Raw genomic sequence first — 23,661 nt, 5'->3', positions numbered from 1 at the left:
TCCTTCCGCATTGGCCAGTGAAAGTTTGTTCTTGTCAGGGGCGGTGCTTTCACAATCCTCATGAGTTTGCCAAAGCCTTCATCCCCGGGTCGTGCTGAAAAGAGATGAATCTTTTCTGTCAGAGAGGACGGGAGCATCCGGCTCAGGAGACCGGAGCCCGAACTGTTGGAACACGTTTTTGCGGAAAACGGGATAAACGGTTTGTCCCGTCAAAGTATTGATGATCACGGAATTGCGATGAGCTCCCAGCCCGAGATCCGGAGCGCCGACTCCGTGGGTGTGCAGTTCGCCGTTTTGCACAAAAATGGCACAATCCGTTTTTTCCGTCAGCTCCAATCGATAATCCGCTTTTACCACATATCTTCCCTGATCATCCCAGCAAAGCAGGGGATGGAGAGCGGAGAGGCATCCGGGGATTTGGCGGGTGTAGCCCGTTGCCAGGATCACCACTTCGCTTTCGTGCTGAAACCGTTGATCCTGTTCCCGGTGCAGGCAGCTTAACTGATATCTGCGTTTTCCCCCGCCGGACACAGGCGTGATTTCCTGCACTTCCGTTTGGGCGAGCAGGCGAACCGGAGGCGATTCTCCGGCGACAGTCTGTTCGTAGAGCAAATCATAGAGATCGGCAATCGTCTTGGCACTGATGCCTTTATACAGCAAATCCTGCTTACGAAGGCGGCTGTCCCGTTTCGCCTGCGGCAGCGAATAAAAATATTCCGTGTAATCGGGCGAAAAATGCTCCAATCCCAGCTTGGAGTATTCCATGGGAAAAAAGCCGTCCGACCGGGTAAGCCAATCCAGCCGGTATCCATGGTCTTTCTGTTCCTGTAAAAGGGTGTAAAAAATCTCCGCGGCACTCTGGCCCGACCCGATCACCGTGATGGACGAGGCCTGTCGGCAACGATCAAGCCGGTTCAAAAATTCGCCGGAATGAAAAACATCGTCCCCGGGCAGATTATGCAGGTCAGGCGGGATATGGGGAACGCTGCCCACTCCCAAAACCAGATTTTTCGCCCGGTATTCCGACTGCTGACTGGTGCTATCCGTCACTTTGACACGAAAGTGATCATGCGGCTCCGCCTTGACCCATTCGATCGAGGTAACTTCAGAGCCGAAGCGACAGGAAGGCAGCTGCCCGGCCACCCATCGGCAATAGTGATTGTATTCACGGCGCGGAATGTGGAACCGCTCCAAAAAGTAAAACTGGTACAAGCGATTCTGCTCTTTCAGGTAGTTTAGAAAGCTGTATGGGCTTGTCGGATCAGCCATGGTCACCAAATCGGCCATAAAGGGAACTTGCAGGGTGGTTCCTTCGATCAACAACCCGGGATGCCAGTTGAAGGAAGGCTTTCGCTCAAAAAAGACGGCCTTCACTTCGGGCACTTTGGTTATCATGGCCGCCAGCCCCAGGTTAAAAGGGCCGATTCCAACACCGATCAGATCGAACAACGGATGTTCATGAACGCGCGGCATCCTCCCACCTCCTGAAAAACGATTCCCGGTAACAATACATGAGCAAGGCGCGTTTATCCGGGAGATCGATCTCTTTTTGCCTTTCAAATCCGCATTTTTGAAAAATGTGGATCATCTTTTCATTCCGGAAATCCGGTTCGGCTATCACTTTTTCTGTTTTTTCGCATTGGAATAATCGGGATATGATCGTTCTTAATAATGGCAAGGCATATCCTTTGCCCAAAAAGGAAGGCGGACCGATCAGCAGGTGCACTCCCTGATCCCAGGGATGCACATCATAGTGTTTGCCGACAATATCATCTTTGGCCCAGTATGTTTCCCAGTAACTCATGGGAACACCGTCCAAATAACCGATTCTGAGCGTTTGGTGCGGATCGCGCAAAGACTTGTGCAAATGTTCCTTGTATTTTGTGAACGGAATATTCAGGTTCCAAAAGGGAATCACATGCGGTTGATGCATCCAGACAAAGAGCATGTTCAGGTCATGTTCAAAAGAGACCTTGCGAAATGAGATGGTTTTGTTGATTGAGGAATCATATTGTTCAAATTCCGGCTGAAGACTCATGACGTTTTTCCACCACCTTCGACAGCGGATTAGCGATTTGTACGTAAACTGATTGGCTTTCCAGCGGCCCCGCCAATTCGTCCATTTCATAAAAACGGGTGAGCAGATTTGCCTTGCAGGAGAGTTTTTCATTGTGCAACAAATTGTCAAGCAAGGTGGAAGGCCGGCAGTTCCACGGCAGAAAACGGCTTAATTCATGCTTCAGTTCGTTTAACAATTCCTGTTCTCCGATCAGACTGGATGCTCCGAAGACGTTGATCAGCCCGAATAAATGATTGATGAAAAAGTAGTAACAAAATCTCTCATCGGCGACGGCATCGGCGCACACCGTCTCGCTTTTTTTGCTGATTCCGGGCAAAATCCGCTTGAGTGCAGGATAGGTGGATTCACAGTAGTAGTAACCCTGATTGTCCCGGTAGAAAAATTGATGCGGATATCCTTGATAAAGCCGGATGAGGCTGTTTTGCTGGTGTGCTTCCAAAGCGATGCCGTAACGGAGATAGAGCCACATCAACGGCCGCAGTGAAAGATTTAAGTAGCGGCGGAACCAGTCGAGGCTGACTTCCCGATTGGTTCGTTTTTCTTTTTCGGCCAGTTCTGAGATGATGTTGAAAAGCCTTGTTTTCCCACCCTTGATTGGATCCTGGACCAGTCCGGCGATCAGCGTGACATTCTCATCCGCACCGGCGGTAAACGGATTTTCGCGAAGGCATACTTCAAAACCGGACTCTTTGCTGCCCGGGATCGCGAGGGTGATATAAGCCGGGTCCTGGATTATTTGGAACCGGGGGAATTGTTCCGCCAGTTCTTTGCCGATCCTGCTCTGCAAGATGCGTGAGACCTCCACTCCTCGTTCCAGCTCCTTCCGCTGGTTCAGCCGCAGGGAGTTGGTGATTTTGATATGGAGTGAGCATTTCAGCATAAAGCGGGCCTGCGGATGATAGAGAGTGCGAAGTGACGAGGTGGGGGAATAAGCTCTTCCCATGACTCCCAAATCTTCAATCAGGCCTTGCCGGAGCAATTTTTGCACCTCCGGGCGGCGGAGCAAATGCTCTGCCTGAAAAGGATGAAGCGGCAAGATCGCGTAATCGTCCTCTTGCAAGCAGGTGTTTTTAAAGGTTTCGTCCAGCTCCGGGTCGTTTTGCAGCTCTTCCTTGATCAATTGTGTCGCCGTTTGGGGCAGGGCGGAATCCTCTTTGACGATCGAACGGTGGGCACGGAAATAATGAAGGGGAAACTTCCCTTTTTGTTCCGGAGAATAGAGTGCCTGGTCAAGTTCGGAGAGGCCCTGCCGGCTTTTCGGTGTCGGATGCAGCAAATGGCCGAAGATCAATGACTGCTCTGCATCCAAAAAGGAAAATTGCGGTTCATACAGCTCATGCGCGTCCGCCTGGCGGGAAGCGATGAACGATTTGATGTTGTCAGAGCTTTGCAAGGCACGGTAAACAAGCTCACTCTGACCGCCGGTTGCATTCCGGAAAATGGCCAGTTCTTTGGTTACCAGTGCTGCCAGCGTCACCAGATCCAGTTGGTGGGAAGCACCGTTTGCGGTTGTGTAATAGAGCGGGAAGTGGAAAAGATGGCGGCCGGTCAACGACCAATATTTTACGGGAGCGATGATGTTAAACCCATGATGCGGGAGGGGACAGATGATCAATTGATCAGACGGGCACTCGGCGAAAAGCGAGCGATAGGGGCTTTGCTCCTTTTTTACCAGCTCATATCTTCCCGTCTCCCTCAGATAACAGTTTAAAAATGCTTCGATACTGGCTTGTTCTGCAGTTTTGTCGGGCATGGCGATCGTTCTCCTTTCCTCAGTTCCAGCAGCGAGCCGGTTCGTTTGACTTCCTCCAAAATGAACTTGACATCGTCGAGGGTGGTGCGTGGATTGAGCAAAGTCAGCTTTAAACAGTGCATGCCGTCCACCTTCGTTTGCGCGATCACGGCTTTTCCCTCCCATAACAGGGAACGGCGAATTTCGCGATTGAGTTTGTTTTGCCTGCTCTGCTCCGCTTCATTTCCGATGTAGCGAAAAACAACGGCGTTCAGGGCCGGCTCCCGATTGATGCATTCCAGCTTCGGATCTTGGGCGATCAGGTTTGCTGTTTGCTGCGCCAATTCGATCGTATGGTTAATCATTCTGGCAAAGGCGGCACGGCCGATGGTCTGCATCGAAATAAACAGTTTGAGTGCATCAAACCGCCTGGTCGTCGAAAGCGATTTGCCCACGAGATTCGGGATGCCCTGATCTTCATCTTCCTCCGGATTCAAGTAATCGGCATTTGACTTGATCAGTTCAAAATGGCGGCCGTTTTTCGTAAGAAAGGCCCCGCAACTGATTGGCTGGTAAAAGAGTTTGTGAAAATCGACGGACATGGAGTCGGCGTGTTCAATCCCGTCCAGCTTGCTTCGATGTTGATCACTCAGCATCACTGTTCCGCCGTAAGCGGCATCGACATGCAACCAGAGGCCGTATTGCTTTGCTCTGTCGGCTAAAGCGGGCAACGGATCAATTGCGCCGAAATCAGTGGAGCCGGCCGTAGCGACCACGGCAAACGGGAGCAATCCCACGAAACGGAGTCTGGCCAGTTTTTGGTCCAGATCGTCGAGGCACAGGCGCTGGTGTTCATCCGTTTCGATGCTGACAACCGCTTTTTCCCCCAATCCCAGCAGGGCAGCTGATTTTTGCACTGTAAAGTGGGCCGTTTTGGCGCACAGGATGCGCATCCGCTCCGCTTCCGGGGGCAGTCCGTCCTTTTGCACATTCCGGCCGAACTGCTCCTTGATGTACCAGTCCCTTGCCAACAGCAGACCCAGCAAATTGGACTGGGTGCCACCGCTGGTAAAAACTCCGTCCGCCTGGCCGGTGTAGCCGAACAGCCGGCACAGCCATTTGACCAGCTTTTCTTCCAGCAAGGTGGCAGCACCGCTTTGATCCCATGAATCCATCGATTGATTGGCGGCACTGATGATCGCCTCCGCCGCAAGGGAAGGGATCAGCGGCGGACAGTGAAGATGGGCGGCACAAGCCGGATGATGGACCGCGAGCAAATTTTTCAGAATGACCTCTCCTGTTTCCTCCAAAACTTCAAGCAAATCACGGCCATGTTCCGGGCAGGGCTCCAGGTCACCGATCCGGTTGGAAAGCTCTTGGACTGAGCGCCCGCTGAAGGGTTGCCGTGCATTGGCAAACTGTTCCAACAGGATCTTTTCCGCATTGGAGATCGCCAACCGGTATTCCCGCGCCGATTGCCGAGACCCATTGAGAAACAACCGCTCTGTATCTGTTTTTGCTTTCTCGTGCATCCTCTGTTTTTTCCTCCTGTTCAATCGGCCATTTTCTTCTCGGCCGCTTGCACGGCTTCGGCAAAAACGGCGGAGATATGCTCCACTTGTTCCCCGGTAATGATCAATGGCGGCAAAAAGCGGACAACGCTGCCATGTCTGCCGCCCAACTCCAGGATTAATCCTCTGTTGAAGGATTCCCGCTGAATTTGCCGGGCCAGTTCGGGATAGGCCGGGTAGCTTCCCAGAGAATCGGGTTCGCGCTGCGTGTTGACAATTTCCACTCCGATCATCAAGCCTCTGCCGCGCACATCCCCGATGCAGGTCGACTCGTTTTGAATCGACTTCAGGCGGGACATCAGCCGTTCTCCCATTTGTGCGGCATTCACCTCCAGGCGGTTGTCGCGGATAAAGCGGATGGTGGCGATGCCGGCTGCCATGGCCATTTGGTTACCCCGGAATGTTCCCGTATGAGCACCGGGAGACCATTGATCCAGAGATTGATCGTAGACCACAACGGCCAGGGGCAGGGAACCGCCGATCGATTTGGACAAAACGAGCACATCCGGAATAATGCCGGCATGTTCAAAGGCGAATAATTTGCCGGTGCGGCCAAATCCGGTTTGGACTTCATCGACGATAAGCGGAACTTTGTGCTCCCGGGTGATTGAGCGAACGCTTTGCACCCAATTGTCCGGCGCTGGAATGACGCCGCCTTCGCCCTGCACGATTTCCATAATCATGCCCGCGGGAGGGGCGATTCCGCTTTCCGGATCGTTCAGCACGCGTTTGATGTAATGGATGCCCGTCTGTTCACCGAGTGTCCCGCCGAGGTTAAACGGACAGCGGTAGGCATAGGGATAGGGGAGAAAATGGACATCGGGCATCAGATTGGCGATCGGTTGTTTTGGTGCGAGATTGCCGGTCAGACTGAGCGCACCGTGCGTCATGCCGTGAAAGGCACCGTGAAAAGAGAAGAGGGTTCGCCGTCCGGTTGCCGTTTTAACCAGCTTGATCGCCGCTTCCACCGCATCCGCACCGGATGGGCTGCAAAACTGGACTTTTGCGCGCGAAGCGAATGATTTCGGCAGGCTGGCAAACAACTCTTCGATGAACTCGTCTTTCACTGGAGTGGTCAAATCGAGTGTATGTAAAGGGAGCCGGCTGTCGAGCACTTGCCTGATCGCTTCGATGACAACGGGGTGATTATGCCCCAATGCCAGGGTTCCGGCACCTGACAAGCAGTCATAATAAACTTTTCCTTCCACATCTTTGACAAAAATGCCATTGGCTTCTTTGATGGCGATCGGAATCCGCCGGGGATAGGAGCGGGCATTTGATTCCCGCCGCTCCTGATTGGCGAGATAGTGGTCATTGCGCAGGACCAGACTCTGATTCAAGATGATCCCTCCAATTGATAATGATAATCATTATCATTTATTTGAGATCAATATACCATTGAGCCGGATGAAAGTAAAGGGGGAGTTCGGAAAAAATGAAGATGAAAATCATTATCAATGAAAGTCAGGCCATGACGGCCCGGGAGAAGGGTGCGGCCTTGGTGCTAATCCCCCCGGATCGTCAATAACTCGGACAGCGGAGTGCGGCGTTTTGGTTTTGGGGCTTGATCAAAATATCCCATCAGAAGGAGACCAACCAGTTTCTCGCCCGGCTTGAGCCCCAGTTCCTCCGGGTAAGCCCGCCCCAGATCTGTGCCGTAATAACTTTTCCATACCATGCCAAGCCCTTTCTCCCAGGCGAGAAGTTGAATATTTTGAATCAGGGCCGCAGTCGCGCAGAGATCATCTTCCCATTGCTGTCGTTCTTCGCTTTCTTCCATGATGACGAATAAATAGATGGGGACGGTGCGCAAGTACGTTTCAAATGCTTTTAAAGTCGGAGCAGGCAGATGGGAGTAAACTTTCATGGATAATGCGATAATTTCCTCCCTGCGATTTCCGTGCACCAGCAGGAAGCGCCATGGCTCTTTTTCCTTGTGAAAGGGGGCCCAATTGGCAGTTTCCAAAATCTCCTTCATCACATCCAGCGGAACCGGATCAGGGCGGAACTGGCGTACGGTCCGCCGCTCCCGAATCACTTCGGTCAACGAACGAAGAGTGATTGATTTACTCATGTTTTGCCTCCCAGCGATCATGAATCAATTTATGATAACGATTATCATTATCATATACAGAATTGAGAGGTCTGACAAGACGAAAAAATTCTTGCAGACAACATCGGCACATTCTGAGATGATTCCGGCAAGGATGTGAGGGTTGCGGGGGATCTTTGAGTGACGATACGAAGTGCATGGAGGAGGAAGGTCAGCGCATTTTGCAATGCACTTTGCGAAAGAAATTTTAAATTTCCCATCAATTATTCAAATGGTTGTTTGAGTATTGTAATATAAGAAAATAACCGTCAGATTGTGGCGCGAGGTGCATGGTATGAGTGAAGACCGCTGTGAGATCTATTGTTTTGATGCCGATAAAGTGGAGCGGGTGCAAGCGCATTTGCAAGCGGTGAATCCGCTGGAGACGGCGCAACTGTTCAAGGCACTGGCCGATCCGACCCGCTTGAAGGTCGCTTATGCGCTCATGCAGGAGGGGGAGCTGTGCGTCTGCGATGTTGCCAATATTATTGAATCTTCTCTGGCGACCGCTTCCCATCACTTGCGCTTGCTGCGAAACATGGGACTGGCCAAATACCGGAAGGAAGGGAAGCTCGTTTTTTATTCGCTTGATGATGACCATGTACGGCAGTTGATCGAGATCGCATTTTTGCATCAGAAAGAAGTGGGAGAGAATGGGGAAAAACGATAATTGTCATATGTACAGGGTCAAGGGTTTGACCTGCGCCGGATGTGCCGCCAAATTTGAAAGGAACGTCAAGGCCCTGCCAGGCGTGGAGGATGCCCGGATCAATTTCGGTGCATCGAAGCTGACTGTTTACGGAACCGCATCGCTTGAGGAATTGGAAAAAGCAGGGGCCTTTGAAAACCTGAAGCTGGTCCCGGACGGTCTGCGTGAAGAGGAGGAACGGACTCCGGTTTGGAAAAAGCGGGAGAATCAGCGGTTATTTTTCGCGCTGATCTTTCTCCTTCTGGGTTATGCTGCCGATGATCTGTATGGTGAAACGAGCGCCTTTGCGATTTTGACTATGGTGATCTCCATGCTCATCGGTGGCGCCGGGCTGTTTGTGAATGGGATCAAAAGCATGATCCGCCTCGATTTTGATATGAAAGCGCTGATGACGATCGCCGTCGTCGGGGCTGCCGCCATCGGGGAATGGGGCGAAGGAGCGACAGTTGTCGTACTGTTTGCCATCAGTGAAATTCTCGAGTCATACTCGATGGACAAGGCGAGGCAATCCATCCGCTCGCTGATGGATTTGGCCCCGAAACAGGCGACCGTGCGGCGCAATCAGGCTGAGTTCACCCTGCCTGTCGATGAGATCGAAACAGGGGATATTCTGCTGGTCAAGCCGGGGCAGAAAATCGCCATGGATGGGGTCGTTGTGTCGGGTTCCTCCGCTGTCAACCAGGCCCCCATTACCGGTGAATCGATTCCGGTCGCCAAATCGGCGGGAGATGAGGTGTTTGCCGGCACCATAAATGAAGAAGGTTACCTGGAAATCAAGGTGACCAAGCAGGTTCGGGACACCACCCTTTCCAAAATCATTTATCTGGTGGAGGAAGCACAGGCGGAAAGGGCTTCTTCTCAAGCGTTCATCGACCGGTTTGCCAAAGTTTACACCCCGGCCGTTTTGCTCCTTGCCCTGCTCGTCGCCCTGATTCCGCCGCTGTTTTTTCACGGGGCTTGGTCTGTCTGGATTTACCGTGCGCTGGCGCTTCTGGTGGTCGGATGCCCATGTGCTCTGGTGATTTCCACTCCGGTGGCCATCGTCACGGCGATTGGAAACGCGGCACGAAACGGAGTTCTGATCAAGGGCGGAATCCATTTGGAGGAAGCGGGCTCCTTGACGGCCATCGCCTTTGATAAAACCGGAACCCTGACGCGGGGGCGCCCGGTGGTTACAGATTTTATTTCCTTCACCGGCCAAGAACAGGCCCACTTGCAAATTGCCGCCTCGATTGAACGTCATTCGCAGCACCCGCTGGCCGCCGCCCTGCTGGATAAAGCGAAGGAGTCGGCAGTTTTGGTTGGGGAAGCAGAAGATTTTCAATCGGTTACCGGAAAAGGCGTCCGGGCCAAAGTGGACGGAAAGCACTATTATGCGGGCCGTCCGGATTGGTTGGCAGAAATCCTGCCGAACGGCATTCCGATTGACATTGAAGAAAAGGTGAAAAGCTATCGAAAACAGGGGAAAACGGTCGTGCTGCTGGCTGATGAAGAGAAAGCCTTGGCACTGGCCGCCATTTCCGATGAACTTCGTGAGCACAGCCGGGAAGCGGTAGAGCGGTTGCACCGGATCGGAATCAGGAGAACCGTCATGCTGACAGGGGATAACCGCGAGACAGCCGACGCCATAGGCAACCGGTTGGGGATCAGGGAAATTGAAGCGGAGCTTTTGCCTGAGGAAAAATTGGAGCGGATCAAAGCGGTCCGTAACAGCGGAAACCGGGTGGCAATGGTCGGAGACGGCGTCAATGATGCCCCGGCCTTGGCTGCTGCAACAGTCGGCATTGCCATGGGCGGGGCAGGAACAGACGCGGCATTGGAGACAGCGGATATTGTGCTTATGGGAGATGACTTGCGAAAACTTCCGTTTACCATCGGGCTGAGCCGCAAAACGCTTGGCATTATCAAGCAAAACATCACCATCTCTTTTGCCATCAAGTTTCTCGCTTTGCTGCTTATCATTCCGGGATGGTTAACGCTGTGGATGGCCGTTTTTGCCGATATGGGCAGCACCCTGATCGTCACTCTGAATGCGATGAGACTTCTGAAAATCAAGGAATAAAGCCGTTTTATACGGAAGCGGACACAGGCGCCGAATGCGAAAGAAAGATTCTTCCCGCAAGTTCGGCGCCTGTTTTGCAAAGATCGCCCGTTCGTGGGCAATGGTGAATCCTCATCATAGATTTTCGATCTCTTTTACAGATAATCAATAATTTGTTTGCCGATCAGAAGGATGGTGACCGAGACAAACAGCACTTTGACATAGGAGGCCCCTTTGCGCAGAGCGACATTTGAGCCGACCAGCGCGCCCAACAGCATGGCTGTTCCCATGGGAATTCCATAGACAAAATTGACATCATGTAGACAGATAAAAAAGATGAGTGCGGCTATGTTGCTGGTGAAGTTGAGCAACCGGGCTTTTGCTGCAGCCTGGATGAAATCAAACCCCAGCAGCAAAAACGAAAACATGAGAAAAGAACCGGTTCCCCCACCGAAAAAACCATCATAAAAACCGATGGCAAAGCTGGCCATGGCAATGAAAATACCGGTCTTGACCGTAAATTGTTCAAACTTCGATTCCCGCCCCCACTCCTTTTTCAGCAAAGAATAAAACGTAACCAGGATTAAGAAAACGATGATCAACGGTCTTAAAAAATCGGAAGAGATTTGCTTGACAGTATAAACGCCCAATATCGAACCGGCGAACGACAAAGGAAGGAGATATTTGACCAGTCGAAAATTGATTTTCCCGGAACGGATATATGTAATGGTACTGGTCAGAGAGGAAATCGTGCCCGCCAGTTTGTTGGTTCCCAGCACGACGGTGGGCGGCAGCCCGGTCATCATCAGGGCGGGAATGGAGATCAGGCCGCCTCCCCCCACCACGGAGTCGATAAACGAGGCCAAAAAGCCGGATGCGATCAAAAACAGAAGCATGCCAATGTTTAAATGTTCCATCTCTTGGGTGTCTCCTATACTGTAATTTTTGCGTTTTTTGTGTGGTAAAATCGTTTTTTTTATATTACCACGATTTTCACCGCTGATCGCAAAATGAATTTTCCGGGCAATCATCGCGCAAACTAAGGATTCAAAAGGAGGCATCGGAATGAAGGAAAAGCAGAAAGAAGCGAACAAAATCGCTCCCGGGTTAAACGATCATGAGGAATTGGAGAAGAAAGCGACGAAAGAGGAAATTGCCCGGGGCGATTATACAGAGGTCACAACTTTGTCTTTAGATGAAGTCGATCCATCTGACTGAAACAAACCCGCCGCCCGGCATGTGATCGGGAAGGCGGGTTTTCCTGTTTGCTGTGCCGGATTTTCAGGAACAAACCTTGATCAGGCGCGCCAGGTTTCGGGCGGTTTCCATCAGAAGGGAAGCGGTTTGGTCCATGGCCTCTTCCAGAGAGAGCGGTCTTCGTTGAATGGAGTGCAGACTGACAAAATGGCTGCTTAAAGCTTCGGCTCCCGGTTCGATGCTGCCGGAGAGGAGGAGTGCTTTGGCACCGTGTTTTTGCGCCAATTGCGCCACGAAAACGGGAAGCTTGCCGTATTGGGTCTGGAAGTCAGTTTTTCCTTCGCCGGTAATCACCCAGTCAGCTCCGGCGATTTTTTCTTCCAAATGAACCAGGTCTGCGATCAGCTTTGCCCCGCTTTTTATTTTGGCTTGCAACAGGAGGAAAGCAAATCCCAGACCGCCGGCAGCCCCGGCTCCGGGAACCGTTTGCAGTGACCTGCCTGTCAGTGTTTCGAGGCACCGCGCATACTTTTGCATGCCCCGTTCCAGCTGTTTCAGCTGTTCGGGGGTTGCCCCCTTTTGCGGACCGAAGACGCTGGTTGCTCCCTGGTCGCCACACAGCGGATTTTGCACATCGCTGGCGACGAGAATTTCACTTTCAAACAGACGGGGATCCAATCCGCTGAGGTCGGTTTTGACAACGTGATCGAGCGAGATTCCGACCGGGGGCAGCGGTTGATTTTGTGCATCGAGGAAAGTGGCTCCCAGCGCCTGAAGCATGCCCATTCCCCCGTCATTGGTCGCACTTCCCCCCAGTCCGACGATAAAGCGCCGGTAGCCTTGATCCAAGGCATGTCTGATCGCTTGCCCGATGCCGAGGGTTGAAGTGTGCAACGGGTTTCGCTCGTTTTTGGGCACCATGGGCAAGCCGGCGATATTGGCTGTTTCAATGACTGCCGTTTGTTTGTCGATCACACCGTAGCAGGTCGTGACAGGCTTGAGGAGCGGTCCTGCCACTTCGACGGATTGTGTTTTACCGCCGGTGGCATAAACCACTGCGTCAATCGTGCCTTCACCACCGTCCGCCATCGGAATCACCGTTACCTCAGCCTCGGGAATTTCCGATGTAAACGCCTTCATAATGGTGAGTCCCACTTCTTTGGCCGGCAAACTGCCTTTATACGAATCGGGTGCAATGATGATTCTCATAAAGTTTCCTCTCAGTGTATGGGTGTTTTCGTTTATGGTAATTCATTTTCAGATAAAAGTCATTCTGCTCTTTAAAAAATAAAATCCCGTTTTTCCAGCCACAGAGGGAGGAACAACGGGATTTTGGCAAATCAGGAGGATTTCCGCTTGCGAATGAGGAGCAGGTAGCTGAGAACGGCGCCGGCTTCGGCCAGAGCGATGATGATTCCCATAGGCACGGCGGAATGGTTACCGGCGATGCCCACGAGCGGGGCAGCGATTCCGCCGGAAACATAGGAGAGCAATCCGAGCAATGCCGAAGCGCTGCCTGCTGCTTTTCCCTGGTTTTGCATCGCCAGAGAAAAACTTGCGCTCGAAACCATTCCGACGCTGGAGACCACCATGAACAAGGGAGGTAAAATGGCTGCCAGACCGGCACCGAGCAAAATGGCGGCCAGCAGCAGAACCCCGCCGGTTGCGGCTATGCCAAGCCCGATGAGGAGAAGCTTTGCTTCGCCGACCCGCCCTGCCAGTCTCCCGGTGACCTGGCTGGCGATGATGATGCCGGAGCCGTTAATGGCAAAGAAGAGGCTGAACATTTGCGGCGAGACGCCAAAAATGTCTTGCAGGACAAACGGAGAACCGGAAACATAGGCAAACAAGGCGGTGGTCACCATTCCTTGCGCCAGCACATAGCCCATGAAAAGACGGTCACCGGCGAGATTGCGGATGGTGGACAGGGTATTTTTGATTCCGCCTTTGGCCCGGCGATCGACAGGCAGTGTTTCCGGCAGGGTGTACAAAGTGGAGAGCATCATGATCGCACCCGCAATGCTCAGCACGATGAATACCCCGCGCCAAGAGGTGATGTTTAGCAACTGTCCGCCGATGATCGGAGCGAGGATCGGGGCCGCACCGTTGACCAGCATGAGAAGAGAAAAGAATTTGGTCAACTCCGGACCTGAGTAGAGATCGCGCACGATGGCACGGGCGATGACAATGCCCGCACCCCCCGACAGTCCCTGGATCAACCGGAGCAGGATCAAGACCCAAATCGAAGAGCTGAAAGCACATAACAGGGATGAAACGGTATAAAGGACGAGCCCGCAAAGAAGCGGAAGCCGCCGGCCGCGCGTATCGCTGAGCGGGCCTGCGACCAATTGCCCGAGCGAGAGCCCGATTAAACAGAATGTCAGGCTGAGCTGGGAGAGCGATGTGCTGGTGTGAAGCCCCTTGGCCAGAACGGGCAGCGAAGGCAAATACATGTCAATGGACAGAGGGCCGAAGGAGACAAGAGATCCCAGCAGAAAGATCATTCCAGCTCGGCGTGATCGGGTGGATTTCAGTAGGGTTGTGTCGTAACTGCCGAGCGATTTGCTCATCTATGTTGAAACCTCCCTCATGGTTAAATCAGATGATGCTGAACAAGTAATTTGTTAGAAATGGAAAGTTTTCGTTAATCGAAATGATTTTAAGGTATTCCAACATGGACGTCAACCTGATCTTTTCGGCTATTCCTTGTTGTTTCAATATTTTAAACTGATCTGGTTCCGCCGTTTTTTTTCTGATAAACTCTCTGTTATAAGAAGACCGGGAGGTTGAGAGAGGTGAAAGGAAAGAAGGCGCTGATCAACCTTTTTCGCGAGACGGAATTGCCTGAAGATTGGCTGAACCGGCATTTTCATGGTGGTTATATCAAAGAAGTGATCGTGGATCAGGAGAAACGAACCTGGCAACTCTGTTTGCATCTTGTTGAACCTCTCGATCCGGATATTTGGCAGGAGTTCCGGTCCAGGGTAAAAAAACATTTTCATCCGGCCATTCGCGTCTCCGTCCGGTTTGAGTATGACGCGGTTGAGCATCCGGTCGTGTTGCAAAAGTACAAATATTTTATTCAAAAAAATTTGCAGAAACTGGTTACACCCGCAGCGGCTACCTGGTTCGGGCAAGCGGAGTGGCGGATCAATGGTGCGAAGATTGAAGTGATTTTTGCCAATCCGGCTGTTTTGCAGATGGCGCGGCAGCGGGAGATCGATCGTCATGTAGAACGGTTTTACCGGCGCATTACGGGCAGGGGACTGCCGGTTGTTCTGTTATGCCGCCAACCGGATGAAGATCCTTCTTCTGAACGGTTTCCGGAATAAAAAAGGCGCAGGCAGAACAGCTTCAGGCCGTGCAAACATCAAAGGAGCATTGCTTCCGAAAATGAGCGATCGCGAAATGAAACGGCTGAAGTTTTGCCCACTTTTAATCTGACCGGCGATGATTCAGGACGGGGATTGGCTGAAAGTGCGGGGTCCGGCTGGTTTGATGTTTTTTCGCGCGATCTGATGCCGATTGACCATAAGAAAAGATCACCAGACTTACTGGATGGCACAATTATCACACCGTCTGGTGATCTTTTGGCAGTTCCGATTTACAAGGGAACCGAGTCTCTTGCATCCAGAATACGGGACGTTTAAAGAGGCCTGAGCCGTGTTCGGTGAAACACGTGTGCACGGTTTTTAGAGGGGGAACGGGCCGCCCTGCCCGACACCGCTTATATCTCTTTTCCTTCAGGACCGTTTTGATTTAGATGCCAATCTGAAAGCAGCTTCTTCAGCTTCTTTAAATGCTTCTTGCAATACTTCGTTTGGCTCCAATATATTAGTTCCTTGTGCACGGATGATTTGATAATCTTCGATCCCGAGGAAATTAAACATTGATTTCAGGTATTTGTGAGAGTATTCAACTTCTGTATACCAATCATTATTTGTATAGATTCCTCCGCTTGCTTGGATCACGAGCAATCTTCGTCCGTCTTTAAGCAGACCCACTGATCCGTTTTCGGTATACTTGAACGTTTCACGTGGGATCATGATATTATCCATATAATCTTTTAACTTTGATGGAATATTGAAATTATGCAAAGGCAAAACGATGACATACGTATTTGCGCTTTTGAATTGTTGTAAGATCTCCGACATGCGTTCTGTTACCTGTTGCTCCTGGCTGGTTAGCTCCTGTCCTTTTTGCTGCTTTTCCCATGCGCTTAAAACTGTTTTATCAATCATGGGCACGTCTTCACTGTACAGGTTAATCTGTTCAATTACTTCGCTTCCGTTTGTGAATTCTTTATAAGCTTTCAAAAAGTGGTTGAGAACCTGCAAGCTCACTGAAGAAGGATCATCTGTCTTTGGATGTGCGTTGATAATAAGCGTTTTGTTCATTTTTATTCCTCCAATAAAATGAATTTCAGTCCCTAATTATGGACTTAGTTAATCGCCGATTACATTTATCCATAATAAAGACTTTCATCATCTTTGTCAAATGAAGCATCATTTAATCGCATCGATTTCTTTTATTTGACTAAGACTCTACATATTTCTAAGATACAACTGGATTAATCTTTAAAATCAAAAGAAGGTGAAGAAATATGCAGTATAGTGTCGGTGTTGAATATGCTTTACATTGTCTGGTTTATTTAATCGATGTTCCTTCCGATAAAAGTGTTGGGATAAAGGATTTGGCAGAATTCCAAGGGGTTTCTGAGACATATCTTTCCAAAGTTTTTGGTAAATTATCCAAGGCTGGGATTGTCAGTTCTGTACCTGGTGTAAAGGGAGGGTATAGGTTATCCAGGAAGCCGGAGGATATTTCCTTTTGGGATGTGATTGAAGCAGTTGAAGGTTCAAAGCCTATATTCCAATGTAAAAACATTAAAGACAATGGATATTTGTACAGGGAAAACTGTTGCTCTGCTCCCTCCTTTTGCACCATCAATTCAGTTATGCTCTCTGCGGAAGAAAAAATGCGTGATTACTTGCGCAGTAAAACACTGGCCTGGTTAAATGAAGAGCTTGATCGCGTCTTGCCCAAACATATACGCAAAGATACCCGGGAATATTTTTCGAAGAGCAACTGACATGTGTCAAGGCCGGAATTCAATTGATCCACTCCGGTGTTTGCTGACCCGGTTTCATGACCAAATCCTTATTTAAAGGAGAGGACTAAATGAGCAAACAATTTATCGTCCATCTTTCTGACAAGCAAAAGCATCTCATGTCCAAAGAACTTGTTGTTGGGCACGTTGAGTATTTACGTTCATTAAAAGAAAAAAGGAAAATTACCATTTTGCGGTCCTTGTGTAGACGGCACAGCTTTAATGATTCTCAAAGCTGAATCACAAAAAGAAGCCGAGGAACTATTAAAGGGAGATCCTTTTTCCCAGGCAGGATACTATCAAACACAAAAAATCGTTGAGGTTCAAGAAGCCACTTTTGAAAACAATTTTCTTTTGGAAGAGGTATTGGACCGCCTTGAGGAATAACAATCGCTATTCTGGCGGATCGCGGAAACAAGGAGAATTCACGTCGATGGGGGAACTGAAAAAATGGAGGGGGACGGGTGCTTTTTCGCTGCGATCTTTGCGGTGAAGGAGACGGGAGTGAAGAGTAGCACCCGGACCCAGGGATTCCTGTTTTTTGAGGTTTTGTCAACAAGCGGACCTTTCAAGGGGAGGACCATTTTCCTTGAAAGGTTTTTTATTATCTTAATGAGCACACCGGGTTTGACAGGATTTTGGGGGGAGGGCGTTCTTTTTGAGACCGGAAAATCTTCCGACAATCTCCCGGCCGTCATGGTCGTTCAACGCATCGGAGCTCACTTTTCATCAGAATGATAGATTCCTTCCTGTTCCCACAAACGCTCCATTCTCTCCAAATGCCGGGTTACTTCCTGCCGGTTCATTCTTGCCACCGCCGTCAACAATGCATTGATCAGGCTGAGCGGAGCGACGAAAGAATCGAGAAAGGACGGCAGGCTGCTCGAGGCAATGAGACTAAGATCGGAGACCGCGGCGAGGGGGGAATGGTGGGCATCAGTGATGGCCAGAGTCTGAACCCCGCGTTCCCGCACAAAGCGCATCGCTTCCACCGTTCTGGCTGTATACCGGGAAAAGCTGATGCCGATCACCAGATCTTCCTTGTTCAGGTGGGCCAGCTTTTCAAACATGGTATCGGAATCAGTGATGAACTGCGTGTTTTTTCGCAGTAACTGGAAGTAAAATGCGAGAAAGGAACCGAGTGAATGCGAGCTTCTCAGGGCGACAATGGTGACCGATGCGGCCTGATGGATCCGTTTTACCGCTTCGCTGAAGGTTTCCGCATCCAGCATCTGCATCGTTTGTTTCAGGTTGGCGATATCATCGGTGAGCACTTCGTAGGCAATCCGTTGTTCTTCAGGATAGAGATCCGCATTCAAATCCAGCCGCTCCACCGTTGTCACCCGTCTGCGGAGCTGCTCCTGCAAATGCTGCTGCATTTCCGTGAAGCCCGAAAAGCCGAGGGCAGAGGCGAAGCGAACGACCGTCGCCTCGCCGACCCCCGCTTGCTTTGCCAATTTGGCCGTGGTTAAAAAAGGAACGGTATCCGGATGGGCTTCAAGATATGCTGCGATCCGCCGCTGGGCTTTGCTCATCCGGCCGCTTTGCGCACGGATTCTGGCAAAGATGTCGCTGTGTTCCGGCAAACGATCACGCCTTTCCTTTCAGTTTTTTCACCCCGTTTTCAAATCGTTCCAGTGTATCATCCACCACTTTTTCGGTATGGACAACCGACATGGAGAAGCGATTGAGGGGTTTGATAAAAATCCCGTTCTCCAGCAAATACTGATCCAGTTTTTTGCGCAGCGACAGATTTGAGGCCAATACGTCCTGAATTTGGCGCACCGGGCGGTCGGTGAACACCAGGTTGAAGATGCTCCCGACACCGACTGTCCGGGCGGTGATTCCATGGCGAACGGCAATTTCCTCAAATCCGGCTTTAAGCCGCGCGGTGTTCTCCTCCAGCTGCCGGTAAAGTTCGGGCTCGGCCAATGTCTGAATGGTCGCAAGCCCGGCGCTGAGGACTAATGGATGGCCGTTATACGTACCGCTGTGAAACAAGGGTTTGCCCTGAGAAGCAGCGCCGGCAGACTGGGTGGTCAAAATGTCAGTGCCGCCTGCAGGTGAGCATAATTCCATGATTTCCCGCCGGCCGCCGACGGCTCCGACCGGAAAACCGCCTCCCAGCACTTTTCCGAGGGCGGTTAAATCGGGCACAACCCCGTATAATCCCTGCGCTCCGGATATGCCGATGCGAAACCCGGTTTTTACCTCGTCAAAGATGAGCACAATCCCGTACTCACCGGTTAATTTTCTCAGCCCTTGCAAAAACGGAAGCTCCGGCGGAATGAATCCTCCCTGAATCGGTTCGAGAATCACGGCGGCAATTTCATGCCGGTGTCTGCTGAGGATTTCCGCCGTTTGTTCCAAATCGTTAAAAGGCAGAATGATGGTGTTTTTTGTATAATATTCCGGCAGGCCCCTTGAGTCGGGAGCCGGGGAAGGGGGTTCATGCCGGTTCCGTTTATGCGGATTGACGCTGATCAAAACCTGATCGTAAGCGCCGTGATAGTGGCCTTCAAATTTGGCCAGTTTTTTTCGGCCTGTCCAGGCCATGGCCAGACGAATGGCCAACAAAGTCGCCTCCAGGCCCGAATTGGTAAAGCGAACCTGGTCGATCCCCGGGTAAAGGCCGGCCAGCGTGCGGGCCATCTCCGTTTCCAGCTGATGGGGAGTGCCGAAGATCGTGGTTCCGATTTTCTCCAGTTGTGTTTGCAGCGCGTTTTTGACGTTGGGATGGCCATGTCCCAGGATTAACGCTCCGTAACATAAGTTGTAATCAATATAGCGATTTTCGTCAACATCGTACAGATAGGGGCCGTCAGCAGATTCCATGATGATCGGATACGGTTCAAAGTATTTGATGTTTGCCGTTACTCCGCCCGGAATCCATCTTGCCGCCTCCCGATAGGCTTCAGCAGAGCGTTTGGTTTTGGAGAGAAGGAGGGCGTGATGATCCATGATTTCCACCTCGTTTGTAATATATACTCCATTAAATATTTGCAACGGAGTATTTATTTCATTTTTCGCCGTTTCTCTCATTTTGTCGAATGTCATCAACAGCGTTCTGGAGGCGTTTCAGCCCGATTGGCGCGATCAATCCTTTCTTCCGCAATAATGCTCCCTTTTTTGACGGAACTGGCAGAGCATATAAAAAACCCCGCCTTTCGGCAGGGAATCAGTCAGTCTCTGGTTATGGCCTCAAGCGCCATCAACATCATATCGTGGAAAGTTGTTTGTCTCTCTTCCGCCGTCGTCTCTTCACCGGTAAAAATATGATCGCTGACGGTAAGGACGGACAGGGCGTGAACGCCGTATTTGGCGGCCAGAGTATAGAGGGCGGTCGTTTCCATTTCGACAGCCAATACACCGTAATCAGCCAGTTTTTTGACCGGCTCCATGCTGTCACGGTAGAAGGTATCCGAGGTTAACACATTTCCGACGCGAACGTGCAACCCTTTTTCCACACCAGTCTGATAAGCCTTGTTCAGCAAATCAAAGTCGGCGCAAGGGGCAAAGTCAAATCCGGGAAACGTTTGCCGGTTGACAGCGGAGTCGGTGCAGGATGTCATGGCCAAAATCACGTCACGAACCTTAACGTCTTTTTGGATCGCACCGCAGGTTCCGACACGGATCAGTTTTTTCACGCCGTATTCGCGAATCAATTCATTTACATAGATGGAGATGGAGGGCACTCCCATGCCGGTTCCCTGTACGGAGACTCGTTTCCCCTTATATGTACCGGTAAAACCGAGCATCCCGCGCACCTGATTATAGCAGGAAGGTTTCTCAAGAAAAGTTTCCGCGATATATTTTGCGCGGAGCGGGTCTCCGGGCAGCAGAATGTTTTCGGCAATTTCACCCTGTTTTGCTCCAATATGAACACTCATCTGTGATACCGTTACACCGATGGTTGGTAACGGCATTCACCTCCTCTTTTCCAGACTACGACCAATATTATCCCAATATCTTGCCGTTTCACAACTCTTTCTTGAAAACAGACAGAGAATTTCTCACTGAATGGAAGAAGCTTGCAGGGGAGAATGCCTTTGGGCCCCTGGAATGATTGGCGATGGAGCGAATATTTTAGAAAAGGAAGCATGAATATTTTCTGTCAGAGGTTTCAAGCTGCGAGAAAAAGTGAAAATAGACTCTGGAAAACCTATAGGGAGGAAACAGGATGAAGCAGCCGTTTTCATTGGATCGCAAGGCAATCGAAACATTATCCGAGATGGTATTGTCGGGAGCGATTGAAGAAAGTTACCCGTTGCTCGGTGAGGGGTTAAGCGGCAAAGTGTATGATTATGAGGGATATGCAGTCAAGGTGTTCAAGGAAAATTACAGCGAAAACGATGACGATCGGGTATTGAATTACATGCGGGGCTATTCTGCTTTTCCCACGCTTTATTATAAAGAACGGCAGGGAAGATTTTTGGTTGTCGAGAAAGTGTCCGGTCACACGTTGGGTGAAATGGTGAAAGCGGGTGGAAAGCTGCCTGACCGGTATTACTGGCAACTGGAAAAATATGCGGAAGATTGTTACAAGAAAGGGATTATTCCAAGTGATTTACACTTGAACAATATGATGGTGGATCAAGACAACCGGATCAGAATTGTCGATACCGGCCGCTTTTTCTTTACCCGTGACAGTGCGCAGTTCAAGGAGAAAGTGGAAAGGGACCTGGAGATCCTGAAGTATTACTGCGGATTCTTCTCTTCCTCCTCATGGAAGAAACACCGGCGCCATCGCCGCCATTACCATTATCACTCTTATTCACACTCGCACAGTCACAGCCACAGCTACAGTCACAGCTATAGTCACAGCTACAGTCGCAGTCACTCGTCTTCTTCTCACCGCCGTCATCGCCATCATCGTCACCATCACCATTTCTTCTCTTCATGAGTGAGCGAACCTCTGTTGGAGCATTTGTTCCGGCAGAGGTTTTTTCTAAATTCCCGGGTTTGGCCGCGTATGAGGCCCCCTTCTGAAAATCTCTCCCTCCAAATCCATATCGCTTCGTGGGCAAAATAAAGTAGGTTTTTTTATGCCTGTTGTAGAAAGAAATATAGTTAATCATATGAATGTGACAGGCATTCGATGGGCGTGATTTTGGAGAAAGTGTTCCGGCATGCCTGATCGGATCTGTCCCCTGCGACAAGGAGGGATTTGATTGTCGATTGAGAAAAAAGGCCGTCTCAGAAGGCTGATCGCGGTAGTGGCAGTGGCGGGCCTGACAGCCGGACTGGTTCCGTGGGGAAGCAGTTTGGCCGGGAAGAGTTCCGCTTTTCAAGTCTATGCGCAAACCGGCAATGACCGTCAACTTCAGGATGATTTCGCCAGCGCGGCCCGGGAGTTTAAAGTGCCGGAGGAGATCTTGCTGTCCGTCTCTTATAATGTTTCCCTTTTTGAACAGCATGACGGGAAGCCAAGTGTGTCGGGCGGGTACGGACTTATGCATTTGACTGATGTTGACCCCGCTAAATTGCGCCGTAACGGCAAAGATGAAGCGGCTCGGCTGACGGTGAAAGAGGTGAGCCAAAACCCGGGGCTGCATACGCTGAAGACGGCGGCAGCGTTACTCGGAGAGAGCCCGGAACGGCTGAAGCAGGATCCCAGGCAAAACATCCGGGGAGCCGCAGCGCTCCTTGCGCAGTACGCCAGACAAACGACGGGAGAGGTTCCGTCCGAAATTGGCGATTGGTATGGGGCAGTGGCGAAGTACAGCGGTTCATCAGAGGCGGATGTGGCACTCGATTTTGCCGATCAGGTTTTTGATACCATCAATCAAGGTGTCGAACGGACAACGACGAGCGGGCAACAAGTGAAACTGCGGCCGGAGAAGGTTGAGCCGAATCGGCAAACAGTGAAATCCCTTCATTTGCAGAATGCCGATTGGACGGGAGCTGACTGCCCCTCCGGTCTTTCCTGTCGCTTTATTCCGGCCGCTTATATACAGCGGAGTGAAGCTCCCGGAGATTACAGTAACTATGATCTGGCAGATCGCCCCGATTTCGGCGGGAAAATCCGCTATATCATCATTCATGATACAGAAGAAAACTATTTGGATACGATTAAACTGTTTGCCAATCCGGATGCATTTGTTTCCGCCCACTACGTGATCCGCTCCCAGGACGGCGAAGTGACCCAAATGGTGAAAAACAAGGATATCGCCTGGCAGGCGGGCAACTGGTACATCAATTCACACAGCATCGGAATTGAACATGAGGGTTATGCCATGGAAGGGGCAGCCTGGTATAACGAACAGCTTTACCGCTCTTCGGCCAAACTGGTGCGCTACTTGGCGCTTAAATACCGCATTCCGCTCGATCGGGCGCATATCTTCGGTCATGACGAAGTTCCCGGTCTGTCACCGAACTACCAGTCTTCCATGCATCAAGACCCCGGGCCGTTTTGGGATTGGAACCATTACATGGAGCTTCTGGGGGCCCCGATTATCCCGAAGTTCGGAAATAAAAATGTGGTCACAATCAAACCCAATTTCCAAACCAACCGGCCCCCGATTGATGGAGTGAACCCGCAGCCTTCCAACTTCGTTTACCTCTATTCAGAGCCGAGCTTTGATGCACCGTTGCTGGATGATCCGGCGCTGAATAGACCGGGGACCCGGCAAGGGCTCGACTGGGGGGACAAAGCGGTCACCGGACAAACGTATTACTTGGCGGAGCACAAGGGGGACTGGGATGCCATCTGGTACGGAGGGCAAAAAGCCTGGTTTTATAATCCGCATCATCAAAATACGGTGCCGGGCAGAGGAACTTTGATTGCGCCGAAAAAAGGAGTTCAGGAGATTCCCGTCTATGGGGGAGCCTATCCGGAGGATGCCGCTTATCCCGCGGGAATTACCCCCGCAGCCCTGATTCCCTTGCAGTACAAAATCCCGGCAGGGCAAGTCTATGTGGCCGAGGAAAAAGTGAAAGGCGATTATTATTACGCAAAGGTCTTCACCGATGATCCCTATGCCACTCATAAAATGATTTACGGACAGCAAGAGTTTTACCGGATTCATTTCAACCACCGGTTCGCCTTTGTCCGGGCTTCGGATGTGGATGTGATCCATCCATAGATGCGAAATAAAAAAGAAGCCGTTATCTCCTGCGAGATAGCGGC

General features: G+C 50.9%; 20 protein-coding genes and 1 pseudogene. 8 read left to right on the top strand and 13 right to left on the bottom strand.

Annotated features, from left to right (window positions below; translation table 11 throughout):
* Positions 1–78: 78 nt before the first annotated feature.
* From I8U18_RS07320 to I8U18_RS07295, 6 genes are all read right to left on the bottom strand, one after another.
* Entirely contained in the window at positions 79–1,473 is a 1,395-nt protein-coding gene (locus I8U18_RS07320) for a lysine N(6)-hydroxylase/L-ornithine N(5)-oxygenase family protein (protein ID WP_198064634.1), read from the bottom strand.
* Positions 1,457–2,038 (bottom strand): GNAT family N-acetyltransferase, encoded by a 582-nt coding sequence (locus I8U18_RS07315; RefSeq protein ID WP_052154193.1) that lies wholly within the window; start codon positions 2,036–2,038, stop codon positions 1,457–1,459. Before I8U18_RS07315 ends, I8U18_RS07320 begins: the two co-directional genes overlap by 17 nt.
* Positions 2,016–3,833, bottom strand: a complete 1,818-nt coding sequence (locus I8U18_RS07310; RefSeq protein WP_198064633.1) for an IucA/IucC family protein — start codon at positions 3,831–3,833, stop codon at positions 2,016–2,018. Before I8U18_RS07310 ends, I8U18_RS07315 begins: the two co-directional genes overlap by 23 nt.
* Entirely contained in the window at positions 3,788–5,344 is a 1,557-nt protein-coding gene (locus tag I8U18_RS07305; RefSeq protein ID WP_052154194.1) for a pyridoxal phosphate-dependent decarboxylase family protein, read from the bottom strand. The genes I8U18_RS07310 and I8U18_RS07305 overlap by 46 nt, the downstream gene beginning before the upstream one ends.
* Before the next feature lie 20 nt (positions 5,345–5,364).
* Complete coding sequence (locus tag I8U18_RS07300) at positions 5,365–6,723, bottom strand: aspartate aminotransferase family protein (RefSeq protein WP_198058984.1); 1,359 nt, start codon at positions 6,721–6,723, stop codon at positions 5,365–5,367.
* A 164-nt stretch (positions 6,724–6,887) separates the two neighbouring features.
* Complete coding sequence (locus I8U18_RS07295; protein ID WP_033101033.1) at positions 6,888–7,457, bottom strand: nitroreductase family protein; 570 nt, start codon at positions 7,455–7,457, stop codon at positions 6,888–6,890.
* A gap of 313 nt (positions 7,458–7,770) precedes the next feature.
* Between I8U18_RS07295 and I8U18_RS07290 the strand changes: the two genes are divergently transcribed.
* Positions 7,771–8,145, top strand: a complete 375-nt coding sequence (locus I8U18_RS07290; protein WP_033101034.1) for an ArsR/SmtB family transcription factor — start codon at positions 7,771–7,773, stop codon at positions 8,143–8,145.
* Entirely contained in the window at positions 8,129–10,246 is a 2,118-nt protein-coding gene (locus tag I8U18_RS07285) for a heavy metal translocating P-type ATPase (protein WP_198064632.1), read from the top strand. Before I8U18_RS07290 ends, I8U18_RS07285 begins: the two co-directional genes overlap by 17 nt.
* A gap of 134 nt (positions 10,247–10,380) precedes the next feature.
* Here I8U18_RS07285 and I8U18_RS07280 read toward each other — a convergent pair whose 3' ends face one another.
* Positions 10,381–11,142: a sulfite exporter TauE/SafE family protein gene (locus tag I8U18_RS07280; RefSeq protein WP_033101036.1), complete on the bottom strand. Its 762-nt coding sequence runs from the start codon at positions 11,140–11,142 to the stop codon at positions 10,381–10,383.
* A gap of 148 nt (positions 11,143–11,290) precedes the next feature.
* Between I8U18_RS07280 and I8U18_RS07275 the strand changes: the two genes are divergently transcribed.
* A complete protein-coding gene (locus tag I8U18_RS07275) occupies positions 11,291–11,443 on the top strand; it encodes a hypothetical protein (RefSeq protein ID WP_181735391.1) in 153 nt (50 codons plus the stop codon).
* A 63-nt stretch (positions 11,444–11,506) separates the two neighbouring features.
* Here the strand turns inward: I8U18_RS07275 and I8U18_RS07270 are convergent, their stop codons facing one another.
* A complete protein-coding gene (locus I8U18_RS07270; RefSeq protein WP_198058985.1) occupies positions 11,507–12,631 on the bottom strand; it encodes a glycerate kinase in 1,125 nt (374 codons plus the stop codon).
* A 131-nt stretch (positions 12,632–12,762) separates the two neighbouring features.
* Positions 12,763–13,992 carry a multidrug effflux MFS transporter gene (locus tag I8U18_RS07265; protein ID WP_033101038.1) on the bottom strand — a complete coding sequence of 410 codons (1,230 nt, stop codon included), beginning with the start codon at positions 13,990–13,992 and terminating at the stop codon, positions 12,763–12,765.
* 225 nt (positions 13,993–14,217) lie between these two features.
* Here I8U18_RS07265 and I8U18_RS07260 point away from each other — a divergent pair, with 225 nt between their 5' ends.
* Complete coding sequence (locus I8U18_RS07260) at positions 14,218–14,754, top strand: PolC-type DNA polymerase III N-terminal domain-containing protein (RefSeq protein WP_033101039.1); 537 nt, start codon at positions 14,218–14,220, stop codon at positions 14,752–14,754.
* 411 nt (positions 14,755–15,165) lie between these two features.
* Here the strand turns inward: I8U18_RS07260 and I8U18_RS07255 are convergent, their stop codons facing one another.
* The gene (locus tag I8U18_RS07255; protein ID WP_033101040.1) at positions 15,166–15,819 is read right to left on the bottom strand and encodes an FMN-dependent NADH-azoreductase; all 654 of its coding nucleotides are present in this window, start codon (positions 15,817–15,819) and stop codon (positions 15,166–15,168) included.
* 206 nt (positions 15,820–16,025) lie between these two features.
* On the opposite strand from I8U18_RS07255, the gene I8U18_RS07250 reads away from it, so the two are divergent.
* Together I8U18_RS07250 and I8U18_RS18185 are read left to right on the top strand one after the other, a co-directional pair.
* Positions 16,026–16,514, top strand: coding sequence for an RrF2 family transcriptional regulator (locus I8U18_RS07250; RefSeq protein WP_033101041.1), 489 nt, complete (start codon positions 16,026–16,028; stop codon positions 16,512–16,514).
* A gap of 198 nt (positions 16,515–16,712) precedes the next feature.
* Positions 16,713–16,919, top strand: a pseudogene (locus tag I8U18_RS18185) (YciI family protein); the annotation flags it as partial.
* Positions 16,920–17,251: 332 nt separating this feature from the next.
* Here the strand turns inward: I8U18_RS18185 and I8U18_RS07240 are convergent.
* From I8U18_RS07240 to deoD, 3 genes are all read right to left on the bottom strand, one after another.
* On the bottom strand, positions 17,252–18,118 hold the full coding sequence (locus I8U18_RS07240) for a MurR/RpiR family transcriptional regulator (RefSeq protein WP_033101043.1): 867 nt from the start codon (positions 18,116–18,118) through the stop codon (positions 17,252–17,254).
* A 4-nt stretch (positions 18,119–18,122) separates the two neighbouring features.
* Entirely contained in the window at positions 18,123–19,493 is a 1,371-nt protein-coding gene (locus I8U18_RS07235) for an aspartate aminotransferase family protein (RefSeq protein WP_198055453.1), read from the bottom strand.
* 221 nt (positions 19,494–19,714) lie between these two features.
* Positions 19,715–20,422, bottom strand: coding sequence for a purine-nucleoside phosphorylase (gene deoD, locus I8U18_RS07230; protein ID WP_198064657.1), 708 nt, complete (start codon positions 20,420–20,422; stop codon positions 19,715–19,717).
* Positions 20,423–20,712: 290 nt separating this feature from the next.
* On the opposite strand from deoD, the gene I8U18_RS07225 reads away from it, so the two are divergent.
* Both I8U18_RS07225 and I8U18_RS07220 read left to right on the top strand, forming a co-directional pair.
* Entirely contained in the window at positions 20,713–21,435 is a 723-nt protein-coding gene (locus I8U18_RS07225) for a BUD32 family EKC/KEOPS complex subunit (protein WP_198064631.1), read from the top strand.
* A gap of 268 nt (positions 21,436–21,703) precedes the next feature.
* Positions 21,704–23,617, top strand: coding sequence for a peptidoglycan recognition protein family protein (locus I8U18_RS07220; protein WP_198064630.1), 1,914 nt, complete (start codon positions 21,704–21,706; stop codon positions 23,615–23,617).
* The last annotated feature ends 44 nt before the right edge of the window (positions 23,618–23,661 follow it).

Origin of the sequence: Thermoactinomyces sp. CICC 10522, from assembly GCF_016055075.1 — a bacterium.
In the GTDB taxonomy this organism is placed as follows: Bacteria; Bacillota; Bacilli; order Thermoactinomycetales; family Thermoactinomycetaceae; genus Thermoactinomyces_A; species Thermoactinomyces_A daqus.
The sequence above is the reverse complement of the archived record's forward strand: the minus strand, read 5'-3'. Positions and strand labels throughout refer to the sequence as shown.

What these genes read in the sequence shown, in the direction of transcription:
- I8U18_RS07295 (WP_033101033.1), bottom strand. Translation starts at nt 7,457, where the DNA reads ATGAGTAAATCAATCACTCTTCGTTCGTTGACCGAAGTGATTCGGGAG.
- I8U18_RS07280 (WP_033101036.1), bottom strand. Translation starts at nt 11,142, where the DNA reads ATGGAACATTTAAACATTGGCATGCTTCTGTTTTTGATCGCATCCGGC.
- I8U18_RS07290 (WP_033101034.1), top strand. Translation starts at nt 7,771, where the DNA reads ATGAGTGAAGACCGCTGTGAGATCTATTGTTTTGATGCCGATAAAGTG.
- deoD (WP_198064657.1), bottom strand. Translation starts at nt 20,422, where the DNA reads ATGAGTGTTCATATTGGAGCAAAACAGGGTGAAATTGCCGAAAACATT.
- I8U18_RS07315 (WP_052154193.1), bottom strand. Translation starts at nt 2,038, where the DNA reads ATGAGTCTTCAGCCGGAATTTGAACAATATGATTCCTCAATCAACAAA.
- I8U18_RS07305 (WP_052154194.1), bottom strand. Translation starts at nt 5,344, where the DNA reads ATGCACGAGAAAGCAAAAACAGATACAGAGCGGTTGTTTCTCAATGGG.
- I8U18_RS07255 (WP_033101040.1), bottom strand. Translation starts at nt 15,819, where the DNA reads ATGAACAAAACGCTTATTATCAACGCACATCCAAAGACAGATGATCCT.
- I8U18_RS07275 (WP_181735391.1), top strand. Translation starts at nt 11,291, where the DNA reads ATGAAGGAAAAGCAGAAAGAAGCGAACAAAATCGCTCCCGGGTTAAAC.
- I8U18_RS07320 (WP_198064634.1), bottom strand. Translation starts at nt 1,473, where the DNA reads ATGCCGCGCGTTCATGAACATCCGTTGTTCGATCTGATCGGTGTTGGA.
- I8U18_RS07265 (WP_033101038.1), bottom strand. Translation starts at nt 13,992, where the DNA reads ATGAGCAAATCGCTCGGCAGTTACGACACAACCCTACTGAAATCCACC.
- I8U18_RS07310 (WP_198064633.1), bottom strand. Translation starts at nt 3,833, where the DNA reads ATGCCCGACAAAACTGCAGAACAAGCCAGTATCGAAGCATTTTTAAAC.
- I8U18_RS07225 (WP_198064631.1), top strand. Translation starts at nt 20,713, where the DNA reads ATGAAGCAGCCGTTTTCATTGGATCGCAAGGCAATCGAAACATTATCC.
- I8U18_RS07285 (WP_198064632.1), top strand. Translation starts at nt 8,129, where the DNA reads ATGGGGAAAAACGATAATTGTCATATGTACAGGGTCAAGGGTTTGACC.
- I8U18_RS07250 (WP_033101041.1), top strand. Translation starts at nt 16,026, where the DNA reads ATGCAGTATAGTGTCGGTGTTGAATATGCTTTACATTGTCTGGTTTAT.
- I8U18_RS07270 (WP_198058985.1), bottom strand. Translation starts at nt 12,631, where the DNA reads ATGAGAATCATCATTGCACCCGATTCGTATAAAGGCAGTTTGCCGGCC.
- I8U18_RS07235 (WP_198055453.1), bottom strand. Translation starts at nt 19,493, where the DNA reads ATGGATCATCACGCCCTCCTTCTCTCCAAAACCAAACGCTCTGCTGAA.